Source organism: Plantibacter sp. VKM Ac-2876 (assembly GCF_015350715.1).
GTDB classification, from domain to species: Bacteria; Actinomycetota; Actinomycetes; order Actinomycetales; family Microbacteriaceae; genus Plantibacter; species Plantibacter auratus.
Window position 1 is genome coordinate 373,141 of record NZ_JADKSI010000002.1, and the last position, 15,764, is coordinate 388,904.

Annotated in this window: 13 protein-coding genes and 1 other RNA gene; 4 read left to right on the top strand and 10 right to left on the bottom strand. The window is 69.9% G+C overall.

The features are described 5' to 3' along the window. Positions 1–22: 22 nt before the first annotated feature. Positions 23–1,540 (bottom strand): hypothetical protein, encoded by a 1,518-nt coding sequence (locus ITJ62_RS08125; RefSeq protein ID WP_194600794.1) that lies wholly within the window; start codon positions 1,538–1,540, stop codon positions 23–25. 131 nt (positions 1,541–1,671) lie between these two features. Between ITJ62_RS08125 and ITJ62_RS08130 the strand changes: the two genes are divergently transcribed. Then, entirely contained in the window at positions 1,672–2,376 is a 705-nt protein-coding gene (locus ITJ62_RS08130) for a DUF4191 domain-containing protein (protein ID WP_064293769.1), read from the top strand. 88 nt (positions 2,377–2,464) lie between these two features. On the opposite strand, the gene ITJ62_RS08135 is transcribed toward ITJ62_RS08130, so the two are convergent. Then, on the bottom strand, positions 2,465–2,896 hold the full coding sequence (locus tag ITJ62_RS08135; RefSeq protein ID WP_191941307.1) for an RDD family protein: 432 nt from the start codon (positions 2,894–2,896) through the stop codon (positions 2,465–2,467). Positions 2,897–3,035: 139 nt separating this feature from the next. On the opposite strand from ITJ62_RS08135, the gene glnA reads away from it, so the two are divergent. Beyond that, a complete protein-coding gene (gene glnA / locus ITJ62_RS08140) occupies positions 3,036–4,460 on the top strand; it encodes a type I glutamate--ammonia ligase (protein ID WP_056005986.1) in 1,425 nt (474 codons plus the stop codon). 75 nt (positions 4,461–4,535) lie between these two features. On the opposite strand, the gene ITJ62_RS08145 is transcribed toward glnA, so the two are convergent. The 4 genes from ITJ62_RS08145 to ITJ62_RS08160 all read right to left on the bottom strand — a co-directional run bounded on the left by ITJ62_RS08145 (position 4,536) and on the right by ITJ62_RS08160 (position 11,261). Beyond that, positions 4,536–7,529: a bifunctional [glutamine synthetase] adenylyltransferase/[glutamine synthetase]-adenylyl-L-tyrosine phosphorylase gene (locus ITJ62_RS08145; protein WP_194600797.1), complete on the bottom strand. Its 2,994-nt coding sequence runs from the start codon at positions 7,527–7,529 to the stop codon at positions 4,536–4,538. Between the two features lie 21 nt (positions 7,530–7,550). Further along, positions 7,551–8,906 (bottom strand): glutamine synthetase family protein, encoded by a 1,356-nt coding sequence (locus tag ITJ62_RS08150; RefSeq protein ID WP_079705870.1) that lies wholly within the window; start codon positions 8,904–8,906, stop codon positions 7,551–7,553. 97 nt (positions 8,907–9,003) lie between these two features. Further along, a complete protein-coding gene (locus ITJ62_RS08155; RefSeq protein ID WP_194600800.1) occupies positions 9,004–10,971 on the bottom strand; it encodes a hypothetical protein in 1,968 nt (655 codons plus the stop codon). A gap of 104 nt (positions 10,972–11,075) precedes the next feature. Continuing rightward, the gene (locus ITJ62_RS08160) at positions 11,076–11,261 is read right to left on the bottom strand and encodes a hypothetical protein (RefSeq protein ID WP_064293764.1); all 186 of its coding nucleotides are present in this window, start codon (positions 11,259–11,261) and stop codon (positions 11,076–11,078) included. 34 nt (positions 11,262–11,295) lie between these two features. On the opposite strand from ITJ62_RS08160, the gene map reads away from it, so the two are divergent. Beyond that, positions 11,296–12,198 (top strand): type I methionyl aminopeptidase, encoded by a 903-nt coding sequence (map, locus tag ITJ62_RS08165; protein WP_194600803.1) that lies wholly within the window; start codon positions 11,296–11,298, stop codon positions 12,196–12,198. A 9-nt stretch (positions 12,199–12,207) separates the two neighbouring features. Next, entirely contained in the window at positions 12,208–12,984 is a 777-nt protein-coding gene (ppgK, locus tag ITJ62_RS08170) for a polyphosphate--glucose phosphotransferase (RefSeq protein ID WP_085510829.1), read from the top strand. Positions 12,985–13,053: 69 nt separating this feature from the next. Here the strand turns inward: ppgK and rnpB are convergent. The 4 genes from rnpB to ITJ62_RS08190 all read right to left on the bottom strand — a co-directional run bounded on the left by rnpB (position 13,054) and on the right by ITJ62_RS08190 (position 15,743). After that, positions 13,054–13,420: RNase P RNA component class A (rnpB, locus tag ITJ62_RS08175), an RNA gene on the bottom strand. A 71-nt stretch (positions 13,421–13,491) separates the two neighbouring features. Further along, positions 13,492–14,229, bottom strand: coding sequence for a C4-type zinc ribbon domain-containing protein (locus ITJ62_RS08180; RefSeq protein WP_194600805.1), 738 nt, complete (start codon positions 14,227–14,229; stop codon positions 13,492–13,494). A 44-nt stretch (positions 14,230–14,273) separates the two neighbouring features. Continuing rightward, positions 14,274–15,089, bottom strand: coding sequence for a Nif3-like dinuclear metal center hexameric protein (locus ITJ62_RS08185; RefSeq protein ID WP_194600826.1), 816 nt, complete (start codon positions 15,087–15,089; stop codon positions 14,274–14,276). A 36-nt stretch (positions 15,090–15,125) separates the two neighbouring features. Beyond that, entirely contained in the window at positions 15,126–15,743 is a 618-nt protein-coding gene (locus ITJ62_RS08190) for a LysE/ArgO family amino acid transporter (RefSeq protein ID WP_194600830.1), read from the bottom strand. Positions 15,744–15,764: the final 21 nt, after the last annotated feature.

The window sequence follows — 15,764 nt, forward strand, 5'->3', positions numbered from 1 at the left end:
CGACCGCGCTGTGTCCACCACCTCATCCGGCGGTGAACACCTCCCGCAGACGCCAGCCCGTCTCGCCCCTCACCACGAGGAGCGTGACGGGCTGTCGTCGTCCTGCGCCGGCTTCGTCCGTCTCGGACGGCTCGGCCGTGCCGCGGAGGACCGCCGCGTCGCCCTGCCGGTCGACGAGGTCGAGGCTCGCCGCATCGATCGATCCGATCCCGACACCGAGGTGCTCGTCGTCGTCGAACGGGGACCCTCGTTCGACGGAGTCCCAGACGCACCCCTCCTCCCCCGTCGTGCGGCACTGATCCCGTCGGCGGACGAGCTCGCGGGCCGCGGCCGCGGGATCGTCACCGGTGACCACGTCGACGGCGTCAGCTTCGTCCGCCGGTGACGTCGGCGTCTCCACCGGCGGCGCAGTACCCGTGACCGGTTCGGGCGCCGGGCCGACCGAACCGGCCGGCGTCGGCGCGATCGCGGTGCTCGGGTCTTCGGACGGCAGGAACACCATCGCAGCCGACACCAGTGCGGCTGCCGCGCCTGCCGCTCCGATCACGAGTCGACGCCGTCTCGGGGCGCCGTCGACGGACGGCGTCGAGCGCGCGGCGGCCGCTACCCGTGTGCCTCGACCGGGTCGCCAGGCCAGACGACGACGCAGCGACGACGCGGGATGTCGTGACCGACGCCTCGATTCGACCGCGGCTCGTCGGGTCGGCGGGAGCGGAGCGGTCCGCTGCGCGTGATCGGCGGAAGCACGGATGGCATCGGCGGGTGATGCGGACGACGGGTCGACGCGGTCGAGCAGGACCGGGAGCGGTCGTGCCAGGGCGTGGATCCGCTGTTGCAGTCGGTTGGCGATCTCGTGGTCGGCGAGTTCAGGCACGACGTCGGCCCAGGCCACGGTCGATGGGGTCTCATCGCGGTCGGTCGCCTGCAGGACACCGTCCATGAGCCCCGCGAACGCCGTCCAATCGGCAGCGAACGCCGGAGCTGTGCGGCCGAGCCCACCATCGATGGTCTTGTGGTCGACGGGAGCTGCGCCCGACCAGCCGGAGAGGACCGGCCGGCCGTCGTCGGCGAAGCGCACGGCCGAAGCGCTGATCGACCCGTGACTGATCCCGGAGAGGTGCGCCGCGCGGATGGCGTCGACCAGCGGTGCCAGGATCGTGACGGCCTCACCGGGAGCGATCGACTTCCGGCGGCGCAGCAGTTCTCCCAACGTGCCGCCGGCGAGCCGCTCGACCAGCAGGCACGGGAGGCCGGCGGGATCCTCGGCGACGTCGACGAGTCTCACGATGTGCGGGTGGTCGAGTCGGGACAGGATGGCCGCGCGACGCCAGAGGTCGCGTTCGGCGGCGTCCGCCCTCGCTCGGAGCAGCACTGCGTCGCCCGCCGGGGCGGCCTGGTCGGTACGCCCGCCGTGCGCGGAGCCGGGGTGGGCGAGTACCGTCGAGTAGGCCGTCCACTCCCGGCCCTCACCCAGGCGACGGACGAGACGACGGCCTGCCACTCGGGTTGTGGTGGCGGACGGGTCTGGCAGTGTTTCCATAGCTCGATCCTCCGACGCGGAGCCCCATCCGGCGCCGTCGGCGCACGCCGCTGTGGACAAGGTCCCCGCGCCGCCGGCCTGTGGAGGAGAACGCAGCATCAGGACACTCCGTCACCGGCTATCCTGGGAGCATGGCTCAGAAGGACGCGCCCCCGGCGGCGCAGAAGGAACCAGGGCGGATCAAGCAGCTCTGGCAGGTGTTCCAGCTCACCCGTCGCCACGACAAGGCAGCGCAGTGGTTGATGCTCGGCGGCTTCATCCTGCCGGTGCTCATCGGTGTCGCGGTCGCGCTGCTGTTCTCGGCGGGCAACATCTTCGCGCTCGTCATGTGGATCATCGCGGGTGTGCTCGCGGGTATCCTCGCGGCCCTGTTCATCCTCACCCGGCGCGCGGACAAGGTCGTCTACACGCAGATCGAGGGTCGGCCGGGCGCGGTGGGCCAGGTGCTCCGCGCTGCGCCGCGCTCGTGGCAGACCAGCGAGATGCCCGTCGCCGTGAACCCGAAGACCCAGGACGCGATCTACCGGGCCGTGGGCCGTGGTGGCGTCGCCCTGATCGCCGAAGGACCCCGATCGCGGACCTCACGCCTGCTCGAGGACGAGAAGCGCAAGGTCAGCCGCATCCTCCCGAACGTGCCGATCACGGTCTTTCACGTCGGCCCCGACGCCGACTCGGTGCAGCTCCGTCAGCTCTCCGGCGCCCTCCGGAAGGTCAAGAAGTCCCTGACCAACCCCGAGGTGCTCGCGGTCAGCAACCGTCTGTCCTCGTTCGGTACGCAGCTCCCCATCCCGAAGGGCGTCGACCCGATGCGAGTCCGCCCGCAGCGCGCGCGCTGACCCACCGACACCGCTCGGAACACCTCGCGGTACGGAAACGACGGCCGCCCTCCTGACGGAGGGCGGCCGTTCGCGTTTCCAGCTGTGTTCAGCGCACCCGCAGGAGCACCGTGCCCGCGACCTTGTCGTGGAAGCCGCGCTGGTCCGAATCCCAGACGAGTGCTGGGACGACCACGCAGAGGAGCACGGTTCGCACGGCCGGCCGCCAGAGCCCGACCCACCCGCCGGTCAACGGCATGAGACGCATCCCGCAGAGGCGATGGCCGAGACTGCCGCCGATGGTCGGGATGAACACGAATTGCATGATGGCGAAGATAACGAGCGTCGCGGTGGCGTCGTAGGCGAAGAACGCGACGGAGAGGACGACCGCCAAGGCCCAGTCGATGACGAGGGCGGTGATCCGCCGACCGACCCGCGCGACCGACCTGACGCCGCTCTCCGGGAGTCCCAGGCGTTCACCGGGGAAGGCGCTGGGAGGAAGCTCTCCGAAGGTCCGTGGATTCTGCGGGGTGTGGGGCACTGTGCCATTCTATTCGGGCGGGGATTCTCGTAACATCCACGAAACATGGGTGTCATGGCGGGGTAACCCCCTCCCCGTAGTCTCACAGATGGCTGCGCTGTGCAGCCTCCCTGTACCAACCCCATTTGGAGCCATTCACATGTTCAGTGATTCTTCCGAAGTGCTCAAGTTCATCAAGGACACCGATGTCAAGTTCCTCGACATCCGCTTCACGGACCTTCCCGGCGTGCAGCAGCACTTCAACATCCCGGCCAGCACCGTCGACGAGGAGTTCTTCACCGTCGGCCAGCTCTTCGATGGTTCGTCCATCCGTGGCTTCGCCAACATCCACGAGTCGGACATGCAGCTCATCCCGGATGTCTCCACCGCTTACATCGACGCCTTCCGTGCCGAGCGCACGCTCATCATGGTGTTCGACATCTACAACCCCCGCAACGGCGAGATCTACTCCAAGGACCCGCGTCAGGTCGCCAAGAAGGCTGAGAAGTACCTCGCCTCGACCGGCATCGCCGACACCGCGTTCTTCGCGCCCGAGGCAGAGTTCTACATCTTCGACGACGTCCGATACGAGGTGAACCAGCACTCGAGCTTCTACTCGGTGGACTCCGAAGAGGGAGCCTGGAACACCGGTCGCGCCGAAGAGGGCGGCAACCTCGGCAACAAGACGCCGTACAAGGGTGGCTACTTCCCCGTCAGCCCCGTCGACAAGCAGGCCGACCTCCGCGACGACATCAGCCTCAAGCTGATCGACGCCGGCCTCATCCTCGAGCGCGCGCACCACGAGGTGGGCACCGGCGGCCAGGCCGAGATCAACTACCGCTTCGACACCATGGTCGCCGCGGCGGACGACATCCTCAAGTTCAAGTACATCGTGAAGAACACGGCCGAGCTGTGGGGCAAGACCGCGACCTTCATGCCGAAGCCGCTCTTCGGCGACAACGGCTCGGGCATGCACACGCACCAGTCGCTGTGGAGCGACGGCAAGCCGCTCTTCTACGACGAGAACGGCTACGGCGGTCTCTCCGACCTCGCCCGCTGGTACATCGGTGGTCTGCTGAAGCACGCCCCCGCCGTCCTGGCGTTCACGAACCCGACGGTGAACTCCTACCACCGCCTGGTCCCCGGCTTCGAGGCTCCCGTCAACCTGGTCTACTCGGCCGGTAACCGCTCGGCGTCGATCCGTATCCCGATCACGGGCACGAACCCGAAGGCCAAGCGCATCGAGTTCCGCGCGCCCGACGCGTCCGGCAACCCGTACCTCGCGTTCGCCGCTCAGCTGATGGCCGGCCTCGACGGCATCAAGAACCGCATCGAGCCGCACGAGCCCGTCGACAAGGACCTCTACGAGCTTCCCCCCGAGGAGGCCAAGAACATCCCGCAGGTGCCCGCATCGCTCGGCGCTGCGCTCGAGGCGCTCGAGGCGGACCACGAGTTCCTCCTCGCCGGCAACGTCTTCACGCCGGAGCTCATCGAGACCTGGATCCAGTACAAGCGCGAGAACGAGATCAAGCCGCTGGCCCAGCGCCCGCACCCGTTCGAGTTCGAGCTGTACTACGGCGTCTGACGACACCTGCTGCACCGCGAACCGCCCGTCATCCTCTCGGATGGCGGGCGGTTCCGTATGGTCGAGGCGATCGGCTCAGATGCCGTAGAAGCCGTGCTCGAAGACCGTCCGGGCGCGCCGGGTGGCCGCGAGGTAGTCCTGTTCCAGGAGACTCGCCGATCCGGTCGGGTACTCCAGGAGTCGCGCCACGCCTTCGAGCTGTTGTCGATCGCTCGGCAGTACGTCCTGCGTCTTGTTCAACCACAGCGTCATGGCCGAGCGGATCCGCGACGCGAGGATCCAGGCCTCACGGAGTCGTTCGGCGGATTCTCGATCGACGAGATCCGCCTCCACCGCCGCGTCGAGCGCCTGGAGCGTCGAGGTGGTGCGCAACGACGGCACCGCCGCGCCGTGCTCGAGCTGGAGGAGCTGCACGAACCACTCGACGTCGCTGAGCGAGCCGCGCCCGAGCTTCAGGTGTCTCGTCGGATCGGCGCCCTGCGGCAGTCGCTCGTTCTCGACACGTGCCTTGATCCGTTTGACCTCGCGGACGGACTGCTCGCTGATCGCGGCGGGGTAGCGGACCGTGTCCGCCACCTCGGTGAACGCCTCGATGAGCTCGGTGTCGCCCACGACTCCGGCGGCGCGGAGCAGCGCCTGCGCCTCCCAGGTGAGGGACCAGCGCGCGTAGTAGTTGCGGTAGGAGTCGAGGGAGCGCACGAGCGGACCGTTCTTCCCCTCGGGACGGAGGTCGAGGTCGAGGTCGAGCGGGAGCCGGGCGTCCTCGCTCAGACGCTTGAGCTCTGCGGCGATCGCTCCGGCCTGGCGCTGTGCATCCTGGGTGTCGACTCCGTCCTTCGGCCGGAACACGTAGAGGACGTCAAGGTCCGATCCGAGTCCGAGCTCAGCGCCGCCGTAGCGGCCCATGGCGATGACGGCGAACTCGATGTCCGCGCCGAGGCCGCCGATGCGTCTGACGGCGCCGAGGAGCCCTGCGAGCGTCGCCGTCGACACGTCCGTCAATCCGGCGGCGAGGCCCTGCACGTCCAGCATGCCGACGGTCGACGACATCGCCAGCCGGAGGACTTCGCGTCGCCGTACCGCGCGGATTGCGGCGGCTGCGGTGTCCGGTGAGTCGTGTCGTCTGAGGATGGCGGCGATCTCCTCGCCGAGCGCGGTCGACGATCGCGGGAGGAGGTCCTCGTCCCCCGCGAGCCAAGCGGCCGACTCGGGGATGCGGTCCATGAGCTCGCCGATGAACCGGGACCCCGAGAGGACCCGAGTGAGCCGCTCGGCCGCTCCTGAGGAGTCGCGGAGCATCCGCAGGAACCAGTGCGACTCGCCGAGGGACTCGCTGAGCCGCCGGAACGCGAGCAATCCGTAGTCGGGATCGGCGCCGTCCGCGAACCAGCCGAGCATGACGGGGAGCAGATGCCGCTGGATGTTGGCGCGCCGTGACACGCCGGCGGTGAGCGCCCCGATGTGGGCGAGCGCGCCGCGGGGGTCGACGAAGCCGATCGCCGCGAGCCGCGCCTCCGCCTGACCGCTCGTCAGACTCAGACCGCTCTCGGGCAAGGCCGCGACCGCCGAGAGCAACGGCCGGTAGAACAACCGCTCGTGCAGCTGCCGGACACCGTGCTTCGTGGCCTCCCAGCGCGTGACGAGGGCCTGTGCGGTCGTCGCGAGCATGCTCGACCGGGCCAGGGAGCGGAGCGACGGCTCGTCGCGCGGCATCATGTGCGTGCGCTGCAGGCGCGTCAGCTGCAGGCGGTGTTCGAGCACCCGCAGCAGGCGGTAGTCGTGCGCGAACTCCTGCGCCTCGGCGCGACCGATGTACCCGGCGGTCGCGAGGCCGTCGAGGGCGGCGAGGGTTCCGCGTTGATGCACGGAGTCGTCGAGCTGTCCGTGGACGAGCTGGAGCAGTTGCACCGTGAACTCGATGTCGCGGAGCCCGCCCGGGCCGAGCTTCAGTTGGTAGTGGACGTCCTCCGCCGGGATGTGTTCGGTGACCCGTTCGCGCATGCGCTGGACCGATTCGACGAACCCCTCGCGGGACGCACTCCCCCACACCTTCGGCTGCACCGCCTCGATGTAACGGGCACCGAGCTCGGGATCGCCGGCGAGGGCCCGTGCTTTGAGGAGCGCCTGGAACTCCCAGCTCTTCGCCCAGCGGTCGTAGTACACGAGATGCGACTCGAGCGTGCGGACGAGGGCGCCGGCCTTCCCCTCCGGGCGGAGGTTCGGATCGACCTCCCACAGGCTCGGCTCGAGACCCGCCTGTCCGAGACCGCGCATGGTGAGGACCGCGAGCCGGGTGGCGATCTCGACGGCACGCCCGTTGTCGAGCCCGTCCTCGCCGTCGCCCGAACCCTCACCGACGAAGATGACGTCGACGTCGGAGACGTAGTTCAGCTCCCGTGCGCCCGCCTTGCCCATGCCGATGATGGCGAACCGGGTGGCCGCGACCTCCTCGCGCGGGTACACGCCGGGACCCCTCGGGCCGCTCGTCTGCGTGCGTGCGACGGCGATGGAGGCCTCCAACGCACCGGCAGCGAGGTCGGAGAGGGCACTGGTGACCCGGTCGAGCACGACGATCGGATCCGGGGCGCAGAGGTCGAAGAGGGCGACCTCGGCCAGCAGTCGGCGGTAGACCACGCGGATCGCGTCCCAGGCAGGCTCCTCGACGATCGCGGCGAAGCCGTCCTCGGCACCGACGCTCGCGAGCAGTTCGTCGCGCGCCTCCTGCAGCGTCGGGACGCGGGTGACCGGCAACTCGAACACCGACAGCTGGTCCGGGTGGCGGAGGAAGAAGTCGATGAACCCCTGCGAGGCACCGAACAGTCGGAACAGTCGCTCGGCCGAGGCCTGGTCCGCCAGGAGCGCCGACAGCTCGTCGGGTGACTTCCGACCGATCATCAGCACACCGACCAGCGCGGCGTCGGGGTCGGCCGCGACGGCGAAGGACGGCGACAGCGACGCCGGGTCGAGCTGGACGAGCTCGGCGAGCTCGTCCAGCCGGTCCCTGGCCTCACCCAGACCGGTGAACCCAAGTCGGGCGAGCGTGCTCAGGGAGATGTTCTCGCGGACCATGCGACCGACCGGTCCCCTCGTCTAGAGCATCTCCAGGTTGCTGGCCAACTCGAATGGGGTCACCTGGGCCCGGTACTCGTGCCACTCCTGTCGCTTGTTCAGCAGGACGTAGTTGAAGACCTGCTCCCCGAGCGTCTCCGCCACGAGCTCGGAACCCTCCATGAGGCTGACCGCGCGATCGAGGCTGGCGGGCAGCGCGTTGTATCCCAGCGCCCGACGCTCGGTGTCGGAGAGCGTCCAGACGTTGTCCTCGGCCTCCGGCGGGAGCTCGTAGCCCTCCTCGATGCCCTTCAACCCAGCGGCGAGCATGAGCGAGAAGGCGAGGTACGGGTTGGCGGCGGAGTCGATGGCGCGGTACTCGACCCGAGCGCTCTGCCCCTTGTTGGGCTTGTAGAGCGGCACGCGCACGAGTGCCGAGCGGTTGTTGTGGCCCCAGCAGACGAAGCTCGGAGCCTCGGACAGCTTGTTCGGCCCGACGCCACCCCAGAGTCGCTTGTAGGAGTTCACGAACTGGTTCGTCACCGCGGTGATCTCCGGAGCGTGCGTCAGGAGTCCGGCGATGAACTGCCGGCCCGTCTTCGAGAGCTGGTACTGCGCACCCGCCTCGTAGAAGGCGTTCGAGTCACCCTCGAACAACGACATGTGCGTGTGCATGCCGCTGCCGGGCTGGTGGACGAGCGGCTTCGGCATGAACGTCGCGTAGACGCCCTGCTCGATCGCCACCTCCTTCACGACGGTGCGGAAGGTCATGATGTTGTCGGCCGTCGTCAGGGCGTCGGCGTATCGCAGGTCGATCTCGTTCTGGCCGGGGCCCGCCTCGTGGTGGCTGAACTCGACGGAGATCCCGAGGTCTTCGAGCATCCGGACGGAACGTCGACGGAAGTCGTGAGCGGTGCCACCGGGGACGTTGTCGAAGTAGCCCGCGGAGTCGACCGGTTCCGGTCCGTCGACGCCGTACTGCGAGGACTTCAGCAGGTAGAACTCGATCTCGGGGTGCGTGTAGAACGTGAACCCCATGTCGGCGGCCTTCGCCAGGGTGCGCTTCAAGACGTTCCGCGGGTCGGCGACGGCGGGCTGGCCGTCGGGCGTCGTGATGTCGCAGAACATGCGCGCCGTCGGGTCGATCTCGCCGCGCCACGGCAGGATCTGGAAGGTCGTCGGATCGGGGTGGGCCAGGAGGTCCGACTCGTAGGAGCGGCTGAGCCCCTCGATCGCCGATCCGTCGAAGCCGAGGCCCTCGGAGAACGCGCCTTCCACTTCGGCCGGGGCGATCGCGACGGACTTGAGGGTCCCGACGACATCGGTGAACCACAGCCGGACGAACTTGACGCCCCGCTCCTCGATCGTGCGGAGAACGAAGTCGCGCTGCTTATCCATCTGCCCCTCTTCCTTCGGCCGGCGGCCCGTGTCTAGGCTACTGGCTCCGTCCCCGTTCCCGCTCATCAGCGCGCGCCGGGCGTGGGCGATCCACGGCTCACCACCAGGCGAGGACGAAGAGTGCGGTCCAGCCGGCCGTCGCCGCCCACAGCAGTGAGAGTGCGGCGATCCGCAGCCGTGATCCACGGTGGGCCCCTTGCCAGACGGGCACCAACCCGAGGCAACTCACGAGGAGGGCGATGGAGAGCCACGGCAAGGCGGCGGGCACCCCGACGAGAGCGATCGCCGGACTCGAGGCAGCCGCACGGACGAGCACGACGGCTCCGCCGATCGCCCACGTCGCTCCGAACACCGGAGCGATCCCCAGCAGGAGACCGTCCTGCACCGGCTGGCGCCGAAGCGCCTGGGTGATCAGCCGGTAGCCCCACGCCACGGACCATCCGATGGCCACGAGCCCGAACAGGCTGGGCAGCACCAGTAGCAACCACCTGCCGCCGGCGTCCGACGAGGTCTGCTGGGCCCACCGTGGGCTCGCCGCGACATCGGCTCGATCGACGACGGCGACGGCCGCGTCGTCGGTGTCGCAGAGTGCCGCCCGATAGCTCGCCGGATCGCTGAGCCACGCACGCATCGCGACCCGTGCGCACGCACTGCTGACCGATGGGACGGCTCCCGACCCGGGGAAGACCGCCACGAGGGCGTTCGCCGTGCCACCGGCGACGGGGACGGCGAGGGCGGCGGCCTGTTCCGGGGCGCCGAGCACGAGGACCGACGTCCCGATCGCTCCCGGCGGCGGCGTCGCACTCACGGCGAACGAGGAGCAGGCAGCGGCCGCGACGTCCTCCAACAGCGTCGGCGTGGTGACCTCCGCGTCCGAGCGTTCGATCGCCCCAGGCCAGCCGGTCGTCGAACACCCGAGCACGCGGTCGAGGATGCCACCGGAGTCGGCCAGCTGGGCGGTCGCATCGTTCGCCACGGGATCCAGCACCGTGCTGTCGCCGTCCGCGACCGAGCTCAGGAGCACCGGGAGTGCCGCCTGGGCGGTGGGTTCGGACAACGCGTGTGAGGCGATCGCCAAGAGCGCGTCGCCACCGAGGGTGATCGGGCGCGGTCCGGAGGTGCGGTGCGGTTCGGCGATGAGCTCATCGGTGGCGGCGGTGAGGATCCCGGCCGAACGTGCGACCTCGGTCGGCGCGGTGTCCGGGGTCGCGGACTCCGGGTGCTCAGCGGCGGCGGCCTGTGGTGCCGCCGGCGGGGACGGAACGGGACCCTGCGGCTCCTCGCCGCGCGCACGGACGACGGCCAGGGCGGCCGCCACACCGCCCGCGGAGACGATCCCGGGTGCACCCAGGTCGGGGCCGTCGAGGACGACACCGTCGACACCACCCGGATCGACGTCGGACGCCGCGAGGGCCACGCCGGCCGACGAGCCCACGGCCAGGATGGTCCACCGGTCGTAACCGAGCTGCTGCCGGAGGTCGCGGAGGTCGGCCGCTGCAGGCGCGACGCCGAAGTCGCTCGGCACGACGCCGTCCTCCTGCCAGGCCGCGGTGCAGGAGGCGAAGGCCGCGCCGACCGCGGCGACGCGGGTTGCACGGTCCCCATCAGCGCCGAGCGAGGCGCGGATGGCCGCGGTCGCCGGCGCACAGTCGAGCGACGGCGTGGCGTCGCGACCGCCCCGGCGTTCGACGAACACCACGTCGCGGTCGGAGGCCAGCCCGCCCTCGACCGCGAGCTGCTGGATGTCGAGCGTCGAGAGCGCCGACCCGCCGGCGAGGTAGACGAGCGGCGGTCGCCCGGTCTCCAGGGCGGCCGGTACGAGCACGTACGGCAGGGTCGCCTCCGCCGAGTCCGGCGCCGCGCGCGACAGGGGCACCGTCAACACGCCGCAGCGGGAACCACCGGGGACCGCGGTGACGCACTCGGCCGCGCTGACCTCCGCGGCGACCATCGGCGCTGCAGCGGCGGGCGACGCCGGCATGAGGAGGAGTCCGAGGGCGAGGGCCGCGACGGCACCTCGTCCGACGGCGATCGGTCGCCTCCGCGGACGGTCGATCCTGTCCATGTTCCCCCCGCTCGAGCTTCATCGCTCGGCCCATCCTGGCGGATCACACCACGCCTGCGGAAGAGGGCTGACCCGCAATCCGCTCGCGTCGCGACCCGGGTGGCTCAGTCCTCGGCAGCCTCGTCGGCGTCCCACTTCGCGCTGTTGGCGCGCAGTCGCTCGAGCGCGTGCGAGGCCTCCGCAGCCGTCTCGAATGGACCGACGCGGTCGACGACACTCGACTCGAAGCCGAACTCGACCTGACCGGTCTTCGTGTTGTACCAGTACTGCTCGGATGGTTCCTTCGCCACGGCGCGTCTCCCCTGCTCGGTTAGGCTTGATCCTATGCCTTTCGACACCGCAGGTCACCTGATCCCCGGTCGCGTCGGCCGCCCCCGATCGGTGCCGGAGACGATCGTCCGCCCCGAGTACGTCGGCCGCGCCGCACCGGCCACCGACACCCGGGGCGATCTGTATTCGGCTGAGGAGATCGAACGCATCCGGGTCGCCGGGACCATCGCCGCCGATGCGATCCAGGCCGTCGGCGCGGCGGTCCGTCCCGGGGTGACCACCGATGAACTGGACGCCATCGGACACGCGTTCGTCATCGGTGAGGGCGCCTATCCGTCGACGCTCGGGTACCGCGGCTACCCCAAGTCGATCTGCAGTTCGGTCAACGAGGTCGTCTGCCACGGCATCCCCGACGACACCGCCTTGCGCGAGGGTGACCTCGTGAACATCGACATCACCGCCTACCTCGACGGCGTGCACGGCGACAGCAACGTGACCTTCCTCGTCGGCGACGTCGCCGACGACACCCGTCTCCTCGTCGAGCGCACCCGGGAAGCCCTCAACCGAGGTATCAAGGCCGTCGCCCCCGGCCGGCAGATCAACGTCATCGGTCGTGCGATCGAGTCCTACGCGAAGCGGTTCGGGTACGGCGTCGTCCGCGACTTCACGGGCCACGGTGTCGGCCGGTCCTTCCACTCGGGGCTGATCGTCCCCCACTACGACGCCGCGCCGCTGTACGACACGGTGATGGAGCCGGGCATGGTGTTCACGATCGAGCCGATGCTCACGATCGGCTCCCAGGACTGGGAGCAGTGGGACGACGACTGGACGGTCACGACCCGCGACCGGTTGTTGACCGCGCAGTTCGAGCACACGCTCGTCGTCACCGAACGCGGGGCCGAGGTCTTGACCCTTCCGAGCACGATCGACACCGCCGCAGCGCCCGCGGCGCTCTAGGCTGGACGCATGACGAACGCAGCTCCCCGGTCCGCCGTCGGCATCGATATCGGAGGGACCGGCATCAAAGGTGCGGTCGTCGATCTCACGACGGGTGCCCTCCTCACCGATCGGGTGAAGATCCCCACGCCGAAGGGTGGCGAGCCGAAGGACATCGTCGTGACGGTGCGGGAGGTGCTCGAGCAGCTGTCCCCGGCCTCCGACGGACTCCCGCTCGGCGTCTGCTTCCCCGCGATCGTCCGCAACGGCCGGACGATGTCCGCGGCGAACGTCTCCGACGCCTGGATCGGCCTCGAAGCCGAGCAGCTGTTCGAGCAGGGCCTCGGGCGGGAGATCACCTTCGTGAACGACGCCGACGCGGCCGGGTACGCCGAGACCGAGTTCGGGGCAGCCAAGGGCGCAAGCGGTCTCACGATCCTGACGACCCTCGGCACCGGCATCGGCACAGCGCTCATCTACAACCGCACGTTGATCCCGAACGCGGAACTCGGGCACCTGGAGATCGACGGCAAGGACGCCGAGACGCGGGCGTCCTACGCGGTCAAGGAGCGCGAGGACCTGAGCTGGGAGAAGTGGGCCAAGCGCCTCCAGAAGTACTACGAGCGCCTCGAGTTCCTCTTCTCGCCCGATCAGTTCGTGGTGGGCGGCGGCGTGTCCAAGCACGCGGACCACTTCCTGCCGCTCCTGAAGCTCGACACCCCGATCATCCCCGCCGTGCACCGTAACAACGCGGGCATCCTCGGCGCAGCCGCGCTCGCCGCCGGCCCCGCCGAACGCATCGCCTGAGCACTGCGGGGCGCGCTGCGGCGGTTCCGTCGCCGGTTCCGCCGCAGCGCGAGAAGCGGGCATTGGGTGTGAACGGGTCGACCGGTACGCCGGGTTCTGTCCCACGCTTTCGCGTTTGGACGGCCATCTCTCTCGGGACGACGTTGCCGCCGCCCTCTAGCGGTCTACCCGGGAACTTGGCGAGCAGCCTCAGCGTTCCCTGTTGACCTTGCTCCGGACGAGGTTTACCGAGCCGACCGGGTCACCCCGGTCGCTGGTGGGCTCTTACCCCACCGTTTCACCCTGACCGTGGTCGCCCACGGCGGTCTGTTCTCTGTGGCACTGTCTCGCGGGTCACCCCGGGTGGGTGTTACCCACCGCCCTGCTCTGTGGAGCCCGGACGTTCCTCGGCACCGACACCCGGAGGTCTCGGTGACGCGACCGTCTAGCCGGCCCGTTCACGGAGACGAGTCTACCGGCCCGTGACAGCGGCCGCGGACCGCCGGTGTCGTTGAGCCAGCGTCCGGCTCAGATGAGGCCGGACTCGTCCGTCCGGACGACGATCGCGGCGCACTCAGGGCACTGCACGACCTCTTCGGACGGTGCGGCGCGGACGGCCTGGAGGTCGTTGCCGGTGAGCGACATCTTGCATGCTCCGCAGGTGCCGGCGCGGAACAGTGCTGCACCGATGCCGCCGCGGGCGCGGCGCTGGTCGTAGAGCGCCAGGAGGTCGGCGGGGATGCCGGGTGCGAGAGACTCGCGGTCGGCGGTGAGTCGTGCCCGTTCGGCCTCGAGTTCGACGAGTTCTGCGTCGCGCTTGGCGACGACCTCGTCGAGGAGTTCCTGGAGTCCGGCGCGCTCGGCGTCGACCTGGGCGACGGCGTCCTCCGCGGCCTCCACCCGCTCCATGACGTTCAGCTGGATCTCCTCGAGGTTGCTCTGCCGGTTCTGCAACGAGGCGATCTCGCTCTGCAGCGCCTCGACGTCCTTGACGGAGGTCGACGACTGGAGACGGTCGGCGTCGCGCTTCATGCGGGCCGCGACGACGGCGACGTCGGACTCGATGCGCCCGAGCTCGGTCTGTGCGTCGTCGCGGACGCCGACCCGCTCCAGACGACGGAGGCGGACGGTCTCGATCTCGGCCTGGAGCTGCGCGATGCGCGCGGCCTCGGGGAGGTTCGCCGCGCGGTGGGCGGTGCGCTGCACGCCGGTGTCGATGCTCTGCAGGGTGAGCAACGTCTTCTGGTCTGCTGGGCTGGCTTTCACGTCTGTTCCAAACTCTCGACTCATCACCCTACCGGCCGCGCCGACTACTGGGTGACGACGAAGTCCCACGGGTCGGTACGCAGCTCGCTGACCCGGACGTCGAGTCCCGGGAGCTCTCGTCGGAGCGCGTCGGCGGCCCCCTCCAGCCACAGCCACTCGCTCGCCCAGTGGGAGACGTCGACGAGGGCCGGCCCGCCGCCGAGGAGTGCCTGTTCCCGGGCCTCGGACGCCGGATGGTGGCGGAGGTCGGCCGTGATGTACACGTCGGCCGCGCGGACCGCGGGTTGGGACAGGAGCGAGTCCCCCGCTCCCCCGCAGAGTGCGATCCTCCGGACGGCCTGGTCGTAGTCGCCGGAGGCACGGACCCCGGTGGCGGTCGCCGGCAGGATCTCGGCGAGGGCACGTGCGATCGCGCCGAGCGTCGTCTCCTCCGGGAGGTCGCCGACCCGACCCAGCCCGGTCAGGCCGTCGGCGGCAGGGACGATCGGAGCCGGGTCGTGGAGGCCGAGACGCTGGGCGAGGACGTCCGAGGTCCCGTCGACGACGACGTCGGCGTTGGTGTGTGCGGCGATGAGTCCGGCGCCGCCACGGATCAGGCGCGTGATGAGCGACCCCTTGTACCGGTCACCCGCCACGGTCGTGACACCACGCATCAGCAGCGGGTGGTGGACCAGCAGCAGACCGTCGGGGCGCTCGAGCACCTCGTCGACGGTCACGCCGACCGCGTCGACCGCAAGGAGCACATGCCCGACCGGCTGGTCCGGGTCGCCGACGAGGAGCCCCGGGGCGTCCCAGTCCTCGGCTCCGGACAGTGGCCAGAGGCGCTCGACGACCGTGTTGACCTCACGCAGGGTTCTCATCACCCGGCAATCCTAACCAGGCACCCGCGAGCACGCTCAGGGGCGCAGGACGAGCATGATCGCGAGGGCGATCATGACGACCGCGATCGCGACGTCGAGGATGCGCCAGGCCACAGGCTTCGCGAAGACCCCGCGGAGCAACCGAGCGCCGTACCCCAGCGCGGTGAACCACAGGATGCTCCCGAGCACAGCGCCTGCGGCGAACCACCAGCGTCCGACCTCGCCGTGCGTGTTCGCGATCGAGCCGAGGAGGAGCACGGTGTCGAGGTACACGTGGGGGTTCAGCCAGGTGAGGCCGATGACGGTGAGCACCGCCGCCCTGAGCGAGAGGCTGTTGCCACCACGGTCGGCGGCGAGACCGGACGGGGCGAGCGCACGGCGTGCGGCCAGGAGACCGTAGCCGAGCAGGAAGGCGGCCCCGGCCCAACGGAGGACGACGAGGACCACGGGGAACCGCTCCACGACGAAGCCGATGCCACTGACACCGGCGATGATGAGCACCGCGTCGGAGAGTGCGCACACGAGGACGACCGGCAGGACGTGCTCGCGCCGGATGCCCTGCCGGAGGACGAAGGCGTTCTGGGCGCCGATTGCCACGATGAGTGAGAGGCCGAGGCCGAGGCCCGCGATCGCGGCCTGCAGTGCAGAGGTCATCCTCCGACCGTAGGAGGCAGA